Origin of the sequence: Arthrobacter sp. SLBN-53 (assembly GCF_006715585.1) — a bacterium.
Classification (GTDB): Bacteria; Actinomycetota; Actinomycetes; order Mycobacteriales; family Mycobacteriaceae; genus Mycobacterium; species Mycobacterium neoaurum_A.
Map to the genome: position 1 here is coordinate 3889262 of NZ_VFNN01000001.1, position 13263 is coordinate 3902524.

Annotated in this window: 11 protein-coding genes; 8 read left to right on the forward strand and 3 right to left on the reverse strand. The window is 64.9% G+C overall.

The annotated features are described in order from the left end of the window. The first annotated feature begins 20 nt into the window (after positions 1 to 20). From FBY28_RS18720 to FBY28_RS18750, 7 genes are all read left to right on the forward strand, one after another. The gene (locus FBY28_RS18720; protein WP_141868861.1) at positions 21 to 470 is read left to right on the forward strand and encodes a pyridoxamine 5'-phosphate oxidase family protein; all 450 of its coding nucleotides are present in this window, start codon (positions 21 to 23) and stop codon (positions 468 to 470) included. 19 nt (positions 471 to 489) lie between these two features. Next, a complete protein-coding gene (locus FBY28_RS18725; protein ID WP_141868862.1) occupies positions 490 to 2535 on the forward strand; it encodes an erythromycin esterase family protein in 2046 nt (681 codons plus the stop codon). Then, entirely contained in the window at positions 2532 to 3494 is a 963-nt protein-coding gene (locus FBY28_RS18730; RefSeq protein WP_216847809.1) for a 1-phosphofructokinase family hexose kinase, read from the forward strand. The genes FBY28_RS18725 and FBY28_RS18730 overlap by 4 nt, the downstream gene beginning before the upstream one ends. Positions 3495 to 3635: 141 nt before the next feature. Next, positions 3636 to 5240 (forward strand): sensor histidine kinase, encoded by a 1605-nt coding sequence (locus tag FBY28_RS18735; RefSeq protein ID WP_286178241.1) that lies wholly within the window; start codon positions 3636 to 3638, stop codon positions 5238 to 5240. A gap of 155 nt (positions 5241 to 5395) precedes the next feature. Then, on the forward strand, positions 5396 to 5686 hold the full coding sequence (locus tag FBY28_RS18740) for a hypothetical protein (RefSeq protein ID WP_141868863.1): 291 nt from the start codon (positions 5396 to 5398) through the stop codon (positions 5684 to 5686). Positions 5687 to 5940: 254 nt separating this feature from the next. Then, entirely contained in the window at positions 5941 to 6690 is a 750-nt protein-coding gene (locus tag FBY28_RS18745; RefSeq protein WP_160145507.1) for a GAF and ANTAR domain-containing protein, read from the forward strand. A 353-nt stretch (positions 6691 to 7043) separates the two neighbouring features. Beyond that, the gene (locus FBY28_RS18750; RefSeq protein ID WP_216847811.1) at positions 7044 to 7271 is read left to right on the forward strand and encodes a hypothetical protein; all 228 of its coding nucleotides are present in this window, start codon (positions 7044 to 7046) and stop codon (positions 7269 to 7271) included. A gap of 110 nt (positions 7272 to 7381) precedes the next feature. Here FBY28_RS18750 and FBY28_RS18755 read toward each other — a convergent pair whose 3' ends face one another. The 3 genes from FBY28_RS18755 to FBY28_RS18765 all read right to left on the reverse strand — a co-directional run bounded on the left by FBY28_RS18755 (position 7382) and on the right by FBY28_RS18765 (position 11526). Continuing rightward, positions 7382 to 9622, reverse strand: a complete 2241-nt coding sequence (locus FBY28_RS18755; RefSeq protein ID WP_141868866.1) for a heavy metal translocating P-type ATPase — start codon at positions 9620 to 9622, stop codon at positions 7382 to 7384. Positions 9623 to 9741: 119 nt separating this feature from the next. Then, complete coding sequence (locus FBY28_RS18760) at positions 9742 to 10404, reverse strand: SRPBCC family protein (protein WP_141868867.1); 663 nt, start codon at positions 10402 to 10404, stop codon at positions 9742 to 9744. A 147-nt stretch (positions 10405 to 10551) separates the two neighbouring features. Then, on the reverse strand, positions 10552 to 11526 hold the full coding sequence (locus FBY28_RS18765) for an Acg family FMN-binding oxidoreductase (RefSeq protein WP_141868868.1): 975 nt from the start codon (positions 11524 to 11526) through the stop codon (positions 10552 to 10554). A 246-nt stretch (positions 11527 to 11772) separates the two neighbouring features. Here FBY28_RS18765 and FBY28_RS18770 point away from each other — a divergent pair, with 246 nt between their 5' ends. Next, a complete protein-coding gene (locus FBY28_RS18770; RefSeq protein ID WP_216847812.1) occupies positions 11773 to 13260 on the forward strand; it encodes a bifunctional aminoglycoside phosphotransferase/ATP-binding protein in 1488 nt (495 codons plus the stop codon). The last annotated feature ends 3 nt before the right edge of the window (positions 13261 to 13263 follow it).

Sequence of the window (13263 nt, forward strand, 5' to 3'; positions counted from 1 at the left end):
GTGCTGTTTACAGTCGACCTATGACCGACGACAGCCAGTCGATGTCCATCCTGTCCGCACCGGAATGCTGGAGCCTGTTGGCCGCCCATGCGTTGGGTCGGCTTGTCACCAGCGTCGAGGGTCGACCGGCGATCTTCCCGGTGAACTTCGCGGTTCAGAACCGAACGGTGCTGTTTCGGACTGCGCAAGGCACGAAGTTGGTGAGTGCGGCGATCAACCACAACGTGTTGTTCGAGGCGGATGACCACGGAATCAGCGAGGGGTGGAGCGTCATCGTGTCGGGCACGGCGGCGTTGCTACGTGACCCCGAGGACATCGCCGAGGCGGAGCGGGTCGGGTTGGTGCCGTGGACCAGCTCGGACAAGGACAACTACGTCAGAATCCGGCCACACAACATCACGGGCAGGCGTTTTCGGTTCAGCGTGGCTGGAGAGTCGTCCCGACCTGCGCTAGATCCCGTGCTCGGCTGATCGATCCGAGGAGACGACGATGACGACCGTGCCGATGAGCGATCAGGAACGTTCGAGGCACGTTTTCCGTGATCGTCGCGACGCCGGCCGAATTCTGGCGGGACTGCTCGACGGCTACCGCGGCCGGTCAGGGCTGGTCGTCATCGGCCTTGCCAGGGGCGGCATTCCGGTGGCATGGGAGGTGGCGGCGGCACTGGGAGCGCCGTTGGATACCGTCATCGTGCGCAAACTCGGGGCACCCGGGCACCCCGAGTTCGCGATGGGGGCCTTGGCCAGCGGCGGACGTGTCGTCGTCAACGACGATGTTGTACGCGGGCTGCGGGTTTCGCCTCAGCTGCTGCGCGATGTCGCCGAGCGGGAGGGGCGCGAACTGGCCCGTCGTGAAGCTGCCTATCGAGGTGATCGCCCACCGCTGGAACTCGCCGGAAAGACGGTGATTCTGGTCGACGACGGGTTGGCCACCGGGTCGAGCATGCTGGCGGCGGTCTTGGCGCTGCGCGAACTGCAACCGGCCGAGATCGTGATCGCGGTGCCCGCCGCGCCGGAATCGACCTGTCGGGAGTTCGCCGGCATCGTCGATGACGTCGTATGTGCTTCGATGCCGACCCCCTTTCGCGCGGTGGGTGAATCCTTCTGGGATTTCACCCAGGTCACCGACGACGAGGTGCGAACCTTACTCGGCACGCCGACCTCCGGAATCGCCACCGCGCGAATCCGCCTGGCCGAAACGGCCGCCGAAGTCCTGGACAGGTCTGTCGTGGATGCCCCCGGCGGGGTACCGCCCGCGGACGCGCTCGAAGAGCTCGTCGGTGACGCACGCATCGTTCTGATCGGGGAGAGCTCGCATGGCACCCGTGAGTTCTACGAGGCTCGGGCCGAGATCACCAAGTGGTTGATTCGCGACAAGGGCTTCTGCGCCGTCGCCGCAGAAGCGGACTGGCCGGACGCCTACCGGGTGAACCGCTACGTTCATGGCCGGGGCGCCGATACCTCCGCCGAACAGGCGTTGAGCGGCTTCGAGCGATTTCCGAGCTGGATGTGGCGCAACACCGTCGTGCGGGACTTCGTCGGTTGGTTGCGGGCGCACAACGAGCAGATGAGGGGTGGTGGCGGTCGAGAAACCGGCTTCTACGGTCTGGACCTCTACAGTCTGCACCGCTCGATGCGGGAAGTGATCGGCTATCTCGACAATGTCGATCCCGATGCCGCGCAACGTGCTCGTGAACGGTATGCCTGTTTCGATCACACCTCCGCCGATGACGGACAGGCCTACGGTTTCGCGGCGGCATTCGGTGCGGGCCTGTCATGTGAGAGACAGGCTGTCGAGCAGCTGGTCGAACTTCAGCGCAATGCCATGAGCTACCTGAGCCGGGACGGATTGCCGGCCGAGGACGAGCATTTCTACGCCCAACAGAATGCCCAGACCGTGCGGGATGCCGAGGTGTACTACCGGGCGATGTTCGGTGGCCGGGTCACCTCCTGGAACCTGCGCGACCGGCACATGGCGCAGACGCTCGAGGCGTTGTCGGGACATCTGGACCGCCATGGTGATGGTGCGCCCGCTCGGATCGTCGTGTGGGCCCACAATTCTCATGTCGGCGATGCACGCGCGACAGAGGTCGGCGGCGATGGTCAGCTGACTCTCGGTCAGTTGGTCCGTGAGACCTATGGTGGTCACGCGCGGCTGATCGGTTTCAGCACGTATTCCGGCACCGTGACGGCCGCCGGCGAATGGGGCGGAACCGCCGAACGGAAGGTGGTCCGGCCGGCCCTCAAGGGCAGCCTCGAAGAGCTGTTCCATGAAGTCGATCGACCGGACTTCCTGGTCTCCCCGATGATCAGCCGAGCCGCGACCGAGCCGCTGGATGCCGTGCGCCTCGCCCGTGCGATCGGGGTCATCTATTTGCCCGCCACCGAGCGGCAGAGCCACTATTACCACGTCAGGCCGGGTGAACAGTTCGACGGGATCATCCATGTCGACCGGACGACGGCGGTCGAACCACTCGAGCCCACCAGCGTGTGGGTCGAGGGCGAGACGCCCGAAACGTATCCGACGGGTCTGTGACATCGCCGGCCATCGTCACCTTGACGATGAACCCCGCGGTCGACATCACGGTCGACGCCGAGGAAGTCCGACCCACCGAGAAGATCCGTTGTCGTGACGAAAGACGCGATGCCGGTGGCGGGGGTATCAATGTCGCCCGCTTCGCCGATGTCCTCGGCGTTCGAACCGCGGCCGTCTTCACCGCCGGTGGGCGGGTCGGAGAGCGGCTGATCGAACTCGTCGAGGAGACCGGTGTCCAAGCAGTCCCGATCGTCGTCTGCGGCGCCACCCGAGAAGATTTCACGGTCAACGACCTCACGTCGGGCAAGCAGTTTCGATTCGTCTTGCCGGGCCCCGCGCTCGGTGACGCCGATCAGAACCGCTGCCTGGATTCGTTGCGGACTGTCGCCGAATCAGCGCGCTTCGTGGTCGCCAGCGGGAGTTTGCCGCCCGGCGTCGCCCCCGACTTCTACCAGCGAGTGTCACATGTCTGCACCCGAGCGGGTGTGCCGCTGATTCTCGATACCTCCGGCGGCGGTCTGACACACGTGACGTCGGGTGTGTTCCTGCTCAAACCCAGTGTGCGCGAGCTCCGTGAGTGCAGTGGCCGTGACCTCACCACCACAGCGGAACAGGTTCGGTGCGCCCGCGAACTCATCGACCGTGGCGTCACACAGGTCGTGTTGGTGTCGCTGGGCGCGCGGGGCGCATTACTGGTCACGATCGACGGTTTCGCTCGGTTTCCGGCCGTGCCGGTGGGCGTGGTCAGTGGTGTGGGTGCGGGGGACGCGATGGTGGCCGGCGCGACTGTGGGCCTGGTACGCGGCTGGACGCTGAGCAGAGCGGTGCAGTACGGCGTTGCTGCTGCCGCGGCAAAACTGCAGAACCCAGGAACGTCAGCCTATTCGAGGGACCAGGTCGATTGCTGCTTTGCCTCGGTGCTGGCGAGCGGCGAATCCGGGGCGGATGATTTCAGTTGATGCATCGCCAGGAACCTCGAATGGTGACACCATGGAGGTGTGGTCGGGGGAAGACCGGATGTTGAGATGGGCATGCGACCGCTGCGGGAGACGCTATCCCACCTGAGGTTGCGCGAGCTTCTGGGGGAAGTTCAGGATCGGATGGAACAGATCGCGGAAACACGCGATCGGCTCGACGGTTTGCTGGATTCCATGCTCGTCGTGACATCGGGTCTGGAGCTCGATGACACGCTGCGAACGATCGTCCGCACCGCCATCGACCTGGTCGATGCGCGCTACGGTGCGCTCGGCGTCCGTGGTAGTGATCGGGAACTCGTCGAATTCATCTATCACGGCATCGACGAACCCAGCCGCGAGCAGATCGGGCATCTGCCCGAGGGGCGTGGTGTTCTCGGGGTTCTCATCGACGACCCCAAGCCGATCCGGCTGGACAGCATTTCTCAGCACCCTGATTCCGTCGGATTCCCGGCCCACCATCCGCCGATGCGGACATTTCTCGGCGTGCCGGTGCGGATCCGCGACGAGGTGTTCGGCAATCTCTACCTCACCGAAAAGGCCGGTGGTCAGCAGTTCACCGATGATGACGAGATCCTGGTGCAAGCACTGGCCGCCGCGGCAGGCATCGCCATCGAGAACGCGCGCCTGTACCAGCAATCGCAAACACGACGCGCATGGATCGAAGCCACCCGCGATATCGGAACGGCGATGCTCTCGGGTGTCGACCCGTCGACGGCGTTCCAGCTGATCGCCGACAAGTCGCATGTACTCAGCGGGGCGGTGTCGACCCTTGTTGCCATGCGCGCCGATCCCAACGCCCCCGTTGTCGTCGGCCAAGAGTTGGTGGTGGTCGCCAGCACAGGTGAAAAGCTGCCGCTGGTCGTTCTTTCCACCGCAGAAACCGCGGTTGCCGAGGTCGTCGCGACGCAGGAGGCACGTCGTGTCGACGGTCTCCTCCTCGGTGGGGATGGCGGTCTCACCGGACCCGCGCTCGTCCTTCCGATCCGCTCCCAGAACATCACGGCCGGGGTGCTGGTTGCGCTGCGGCCGCGTGCGGCGCCGCTGTTCACCGACGACGAACTCGACACGGTGGCCGCGTTCGTCGAGCAGGCAGCTCTGGCCTGGCGGTTGGCGACCAGCCAGAACCAGCTACGACAACTGGATGTCCTGACCGATCGGGACCGGATCGCACGCGACCTCCACGACCATGTCATCCAACGACTTTTTGCCGTCGGACTCGCGATCCAGGGAACCATCGGCCGCGTTCGGTCCGCTGAGATACAGAAGCGCCTTGCGGAATCCGTCGACGATTTGCAGGAGGTCATTCACGAGATCCGCACCGCGATCTTCGACCTCCATGGAAGTCACGCCGACGGCCGGACGTTTCGACAACGACTCGAGAGTGCGATCGCCGGATTCGCCGGCGCCGATCTGCATACCACCGTGCGGTATGCCGGCCCGCTCTCGTCGGTCGATCCAGCGCTGGCCGATCATGCGGAGGCGGTGGTCCGAGAGGCCGTCAGCAACGTGGTGCGCCACGCCGATGCCACCAGAGTGGATATCAGCGTCAGTGCTGCCGATGATCTGTGTATCGAGGTCCGTGACGACGGTCGCGGTATCCCGGACGATGTGACCAGCAGTGGGCTGACAAATCTGCGTCGGCGGGCCGACGAGACAGGCGGCAGCTTCTCGGTGCAATGTGTCGACACCGGAGGCACATTGCTGCGTTGGTATGCCCCGATGCTCTGAGCCGCAACGGTGTCGGGGCTCGGGCGACTCCGGGGCATCGCGTGATCGGAGATCTGGGTCTTTGGACTACCGAGCTCGGGACTTTGGTCGCTGTGGAACGGAAGTGTGACGCCATAGTGTCGGTTGCGGTGGTGACCCGCCAGAGAGGACCAATCATGGTGCAGACCAGAGATTCACAGGACACGGCAGCCGAGGCGGCCGACCTGATCGATGAGGTACGTGATTCTGCACGCGTCGGGCAGCACGCGGCAGCTGATGCCCTTCGCAAGTTCACCAGGGCCGTGGATGACGCAATACCGGAAGCGGTTCATCCGTTACGGGCGAAGATCATCGATGCCGCGATCGAGCTCGCCGAGAACCTGGCCAGTGCCCAGTATCAGTTCAACAAGAAGCTCATCCGGAGTGCTGATCGCGCCTTGAACACCTCGGATGGCGACCAGAAGTAGGCGACTGTGCCGACCCGTGAAAGGAGCTGTATATCGTCATGGCGCTGCTAGGTCTGTATCTGACCTATATCGGTTGGATGCCGTCGCCGCAGCACGACGTCAATCCATCCGAGCATGCCGAGGGTGAGATGCGCCATGCTGTTTGATCTTCGGAATCCATGACATCGAAGTCCGTTGCGAGCACGCAGTGTCGCCCGCCCACGGACTGCTGAGGTCGGGCGGGTGCGACAGTGATGACCGGACGGAATGGCCACGTGTGGAACACGATCGTTCTGCGGGCCGCGCGTGAGGGACTGTCCATAACCGCGGCGCACGCCTGTTCCAGTTGCGCGGAGACCTTGGGCGTCAGCGGGGCCAGCCTGCTGCTGACCGGTGGTCTGCGTAATTTGGAGCCAGTGTGTGTTACCGGCGGATGCACCGCCGAGCTGGAGGAGCGGCAGATCACCATCGGGCAGGGGCCTGCGTTCGAGGCGCTGCACTCCGGGCGACCGGTTCTTGTCGATGATCTCGCAGCGGCACGTGCAGCCGGACGTTGGCCGCTGTTCGGTGCGGAGGCCGACCGACTGGGGATCAGGGCGATCTACAGTCTCCCGCTGACGCTGGGAGCGCTGCAGGTGGGAGTCTTGGACCTGTTCCAGCGAACACCCTGTGTCCTCGACCATGAACAGCTGGTCGATGCACTGATCTTCGCGGACACGGCTCTGCTGCTGCTCATCGATTCTCGCAGTGGAATCGTGGCGCAACCCGGTGGCGATCGGACCGAGCCATCCGGACCTGAGCTCTGGCGCGCCGAGGTCCACCAAGCCACCGGCATGTTATCGGTCCAGCTCGGCATACCTGTGGTGGATGCGCTGGTAATGCTGCGGACCCACGCATACCATCGCGGAGAGCGAATGGCCGACGTGGCGCGGATGGTGGTGGAGCATCGTCTCCGACTGCGCCCAGCGGGGCCGGAGTCCCTGGGCGCGAGTGGGCAAGCAGCACAATCTGAAACGCGGGAGTGACAGCCTTTCTCGATCAGATCCCGCGCTCGCTCGGCGGTGGCCTCTGACGTGGTCAGACCTGTGCAACAAGATGATTCATACTGTGCGATTCGCCCATCCAGAATGGAGAAGGCTTGTGCCGGTTGGCGTTCTGGATCTCCGTCACTGGATGCTCGACAAGGACCCGTACAACTCGGCAGCGTAGACAGCAGCGTCAGTGCGGGGACCTGAGACCTTGGGTCGGGAAGCGGTGACTTTGGTCTCTACCTCACCATGAGCCGGATCGAAAACGATGGGAGGAGCCAACTTCGGCAGGAGCGAAGATGAGATCGAGGTACCGAACCGCGCCGACCCCGGGGCAATTGGACGGGCAATTGGACGATGTGGCGTGGCAGTTTCTGCGATCCGAATTCACCGACGAGATCTATGCGCACTGGCCGATCGACCGACGCCTTGATGCATTCCTGCTCCATCGCGGCTATCGGTGCTTGCATGATGACGGCAGCGCCTACGGCGCGTTACTGGAGCGCGTGATGGCGAATTTGCCGGTCGCCGCGCGAAGAGGTGTGCGCGGATCACCGCCGAACCGGCGACCATCGTGAGGTGTGGATCGAGACGGCGCGGGACAGGCCTGGCATTTTGCATCTGCTCCTTCCCTGGCGACCTGTACAGGAATCGCGTGTGCGCAGATGGATTCGATGCGGCGGGTGGGCTAGCGAAGAACGTCACCATCTGGTTGTGATGTCGTGCGAATCGCCGCTGGATCCGAAGAGAGCAAGGTGAAGTAATTCTCCTCCTCGGCAGCGAAGTGCAGCGTCAACAGTTCATCGAGGCCATAAAGGCAGGCGATCATGTCCTCGCGCTGCACCTCGCTGCCCCCGGTGCGCTCCCCAAGTGACACTTGGGCATGTAAGCGTCGTGCGAGGTGATTGATCTCGGCATGCATCCGGCTCATGGTCGCGGTCGCCTCCGTACTGCCCAACGGGGTCGCCAATGCCGGGTACAAGGTCCGGTCCTCGGCTCTCTCATGCGGCAAGATGATGTCTTGGACGAATGCGTCGGCATCGCGTACCAGTGGCAACGCCTCGGTGAACGTACTTTCCAGCAACCCGCGAGCGCCCGTGCGGAGGATGGCCAGACCACCACGCATATGCTCGTGATCGGCGGAGAAGCGACGAAGCAAAACCTCGGTCTCGGGTTCCAGTGCGGGGGAGCCCAGTCCGTGGACGCGCAACGCACGCAGCGCGTTCAGGATGACGGCGACGTCGATCAGCTCTTGCAGTAGCGCCCCGTAGACGGCCGGTAGTAGCCCGAGTGCGGCGACGATCATCGCCACCAGGGATAGCGCCATGCCGACGCCCGCACTCTGCAAGGCAATGGTGCGCGACCGGCGCGCGATCAGCATGGCATCGGCGAGACGGTCGATGCGCCCGGTCGCCAGGACGATGTCGGCCGCCTCCGAACTGGCGGTCGACGCGTACCCGCTGAGCGCAATCCCGACATCGGCCGCCGCCAGGGCCGGCGCGTCATTGACTCCGTCACCGATCATCGCGGTCACGGCCTTCTCGCGCTCTCGTCGAACACCGGCGACCTTGTCGGCCGGTGTTTGGTCGGCAGACAGGTGGTCGAGTCCGAGCAGCGCCGCGATGTGTTCGGCGGGGGCCAATCGGTCGCCGGTCAGCATGACCATCCGTGTGATACCCGCGGCGCGGAGACGACGTAGCGTGCGAGGAGCGTCTCTGCGAAGCGGATCGTTCAACAGGATCGCACCGATCAGCTCATCGTCGACAGAAACCCAGGCGATGATGGCGCCGTCGAGCCGAGCGTGCGCCAATGCGGAAACGGCCCAGTCCGGATGTCGTGGGGGCAGGGCCTGATTGCCTACCGTCACCCGTGCGCCGTCCACGGTTGCGACCGTGCCGGTGCCCGCTGTTTCCTTCACGTCCGAAGGCACACTCAGCTGTAGTCGCTGTCGTTGGGCGGTATCGACGATGGCGTGGGCCACCACATGCGGTGAGAACCTGTCGGCGGAGGCCGCGACGCGCAGCACTTCGTCGGCCGACCATCCGGCAGCGCTGCGGATCTCGGTGCTGACGGGGTGCCCGGTGGTGACCGTGCCGGTCTTGTCGAGGATCAGGGTCTTGGCCTTTCCGAGCTTCTCCAGCGCTCCGCCGCCGCGGACGATGACCCCGATACGCGCCGCGCGGGAGAGCCCCGACACGATAGCCACCGGCGCCGCCAGCAACAACGGACACGGGGTGGCCACAACCAGTACCGCGACCGCGCGCTCCGCGGAACCACCGGCCAGCCAAGCGATTCCGGCGATCAAGAGGGTGAGTGGGAGAAACCAGGCGGCGAATCGGTCGGCCAACCGAACGACCGGTGCGTTGTGGGCGGCTGCCTCCTGTGCCAGTCGCACGATCCCGGAGTATGCGCTGTCGGCGGCCGTTGCCGAGGCGGTCACTTCGAGGGCAGCACCTGCGTTGACGGAGCCACTGCGCACCGCATCGCCCGACTGCCGCTGTGCGTACACCGACTCCCCGGTGAGTACGGACTCGTCGAGTGTCGCTGTCGCCGAGGTGATCACGCCATCCACGGGCACGACCTCGCCGGGGCCGATCACCACCCGGTCGCCGGGCAGAAGTGCATCGACCGAGACGGTCTCAAGTCCGTCGATGCTGAATCGGCGCGCTTGGCGGGGTGATCGTTCGGTCAGGGCGCGTAGATCCCTGGTTGCACGCCGCTCGGCCGCCGACTCCAGCGTGCGACCCGTGGCGAGCATGACCGCGATCAGTGCTCCGGCAAGATGTTCACCGACGGCCAACGTGCCGACGAGCGCCAGCACCGCGATCAGATCGGTGCCCACCCGACGGTCCCGCAGAGCGGCCACCACCCACCACAGCGCGGGAATCAGCGCGACGAGAATGGCTGCAGTCCAGAAGCTCTCGGCCATCTCCGTGGTCCCGAATCGCCACGATATGATCCCGCTCAGCAAAGCGCTCGACGTCGCAACGAGGAGCACCGTGGGGAGCCGGCGGCCGACCCAGGTGCTGATGGTGGATGGCGGCGCCGTCACATCGAGACAACCTCGACCTGATCGTCCGCCGTCGCGCCGGCAGACTCGCACCGTCGCTTGATGGTCAGCAGCATCCGCCGTGTCAGCATGGAGAACGCCGGACCGAGCAACACCGTGGAAATCACCTCGCCCGGGTGTCGCAGCCCGACACGCGTCCGCACCAGGACACGGCAGCGGTCATCCCAGCGCGGTAGCAGGTGAATGGACCACACGACATCCCAAGGGACAGTGGGCGGCCGACCGTGTAGCACGATCGACTCGCCGGTGATCAGCTGCTGCACCGGCAGGACGATGCCATCGCGACGACCGAACAATCCCGACGCCACCAAGGTCACGCCGTCTCCGACGGCGAGCCCCACCGGAGGTGTGGTCGGCCCGCCCGCGCCGTCTCGGGCGTTGCCGAACCTCGCGCCGGTGGCGGGGTAGGTGTACATCCCGTCGTTGCTGGTGCCCATCCGGACCAGCCAGGGCCAGATCTGCTCCGGCGGTCGATCGATCCAGACAGCCTCGGTCGAGACCACAACGGGGTTGGCCAGCAACTCATCACCGGGAAGCGTGATTCCGCATTCGTCTTTGGTCGTCCCCCAGTTGCGCCAATACTGCCGCGCACCGTAGAGCAGGGCGGCCACTGCCAGAACCCTCGTCACCTTGATGGTCATGAGTGAAACATGCCGGATGCCGATGCTCTCGGATAGGGCCACTGGTCCTCATTTCGGTCCGCCGGATGCCGATGACGCTGCACGCGAACTGTTCACATCGTCGTGCCGTTCACATCGTCGTGCTGTTCACATCGTCGTGCCGACCGGTCAGGTACGCGCGATCAGGACCTCCGAGAGTGGTCTGCGCGGCGTCGGTGGCGGGATCTGCGCACTGCTGGCAGTGCTGCCCGTCCTGATCAGGACCTGCGGTAGCTCGCGACCGGTCAGGCGCTGGACGACCGCAAGACTGGCCGGGACTTCGGTCAGATGGGTCAATGTGCAGGTCGCCAGGCCGGCCATGGTGGCCGACAACAGTGCCGCCGAAAGCGCCTCGCCGCACTGGAGGACCGCCGACGGTGTGTCATCGTATGTCGACAACACGATGACCAGTGATTCATCGGTGCGCAGACCGGCACCGGAGGGCTGGTGGTGGGTGACCGGAAAGCGACGGCCGATGGCGACGCGTTCGTCCTCTGCCGCGGAGTTCAGCGAACTGTGTGGAATGCCGACTTCTGCATCGTGTGCTGATGTCCACCAGAACAGATCGGCGTGATAGGCCGAGTCGTACAGTCGCGCCGCCTCGCTCAGTGCAGCGGCCTTCTGGAGATCGGGATGGGCTTGTGGTCCCAGGACATCGATCAGGACCGAGTCTCCCACGGTGCGCCGCAGCGTCGGTTCGAAGGAATCCCAATCCTGCGGCGGGCCGTAGGGAAGACGGTCCGTTCGCCGACGACGGATCGCATCGGCGCGATGTCGGTGCCCCTCGGTCACGAAGCTCATCGGACTGAAGGCAATGGATGCCAGGTGCTTGTGGTCATTCGGATTCGGATAGCGAGTCACACCGGCGGTCCAGCCTGCAGCCGCGCACGCCACCCGGAAGTGGTCGAGGACGGCGCCGCAGCTCAGGACTGCCTGGCGACCCGACGCATCGGAGGCCACCAACTGTCGTGGGTCCAGATGCAGATCGAGCCCGTCCGGGGTGAGGACCCACTGCCACGGCTGGCTGTTGTGGAAGGACGGTGCCCGGCAGGCCAGCCGCAGCGACCGCTCCAGAAGTTGTCGCTCCATCGCGGTCCCGGGCATGCTCGATCCTCTCGTTGATGCCGGTGGTCTGGTCTGGTCTCGACGATGGCCCGGCCGGCACCGATGGGAAAGGGTCCTTTGTCCCTTTTGGCGGCGGTCCCTTTTTGCGGCGGTCCCTTCAGCGGCGTCGGTGGCCGCCTGCATCGACGGTGTGACTTTGGTCCCCGCTGTGCAGGGACCATCGGCGGCCGCCCGAGGACGCTCGGCAGCTTCCGGCGGAGGTGGTGATGCAGCACGATCGACCTCATGAGCGCTGTGTCCGACTGGCCATCCCGCATGACAGATTCGGAAACTCCCGCAGCCATCCATGAAACCCACACCGGTCTCGTCATCCTCTTCGGCGACCGCGCCTACAAACTCAAGAAGCCCGTGGTCACCGACTTCCTCGATTTCAGCACAGTTGACGCCCGAGAGTATGTCTGTCGACGTGAGCTCACCCTGAATCGACGAATCGCACCGTCGAGCTATCTCGGCATCGCTCACCTGGCCGGTTTGCCGGACCGGGCCGACGAACCGATCATCGTGATGCGTCGCCATCCCGCTGCCCGCTGCCTGGCCACCCTGATTGCCGAAAACGCCCCGGTGGAATCGGAACTGGATGCCATCGCCACACGCCTCGCAGAGTTTCATCGAACCGCCGACCGAGGTCATCGGGTCGACGCGTGCGCGACCGTGGACGCCGTCAGTGCTCGCTGGCGAGAGAATCTCGCCGAGCTGCGCGGATATACACCCGACGTGCTGCCGGCCACCGGGGTCGCCGAGTTGGAAGATCTGTTCGCCGAATTCGTCGCCACACGGCGAGATGTCTTCGCGCCCCGCATCGATGCACGGCGGATCGTCGACGGTCATGGCGATCTGCAGGCCGCCGACATCTACTGTCTGAAAGACGGTCCCGCCCTGCTGGACTGCCTGGAGTTCGACGACGACCTGCGTCATGTCGACGGGATCGACGACGCCGCTTTCCTGGCAATGGATCTGGAGTTCCTCGGCCGACGAGACCTCGGCGTGTACTTTCTCGATCGGTATCGCCGGCACGCCGGAGATGACGCTCCGCCGGAGCTCGTGCACTTCTACATCAGTTATCGCGCGACGGTACGCGCGAAGGTGGACTGTATCCGGGTGTCTCAGGGACATCTTGAGGCCGGACATGACGCCCGCAGACATCTGACGATCGCCCTGGAACATCTGCGCATGGCGGGTGTCCGATTGATCATCGTCGGGGGCGGACCTGGCACCGGAAAGACCACGCTGTCGCGCAGGTTGGCCGACGATATCGGCGCACAGGTGTTGTCGACCGACGACATCAGGCGTGAACTGCGCGAGCGTGGTCGGATAGGCGGCCGGCCGGGAACCCTGCAATCGGGCCTCTACACCCGCGAGAATGTCGATCGGGTCTATGACGAAGTCTTCCGCCGGACGCAGCAGCTACTCGCCGGTGGCCACACCGTCATTCTGGACGGAACATGGCGTGCTGCGCGGCATCGCGCCGCCGCGCGTGCGATCGCCGAAGATCTGACGGTTCCCGTTCTCGAATTCGTCTGTACGACAAGCCTGGACGAGGCCAGGTCGCGCATTGCCCGGCGTGGTCCGACGTCCTCGGATGCCACCACCGAGTTGGCCGAGCCGCTGACGCCGAATCTCGATGACTGGGTAGAGGCCCATCGCGTCGACACCAGTCGCCCGCTGCAGATGAGCGTCGCCGAAGCGCGAAAGATCTGTTGCACGGGCATCTGACCG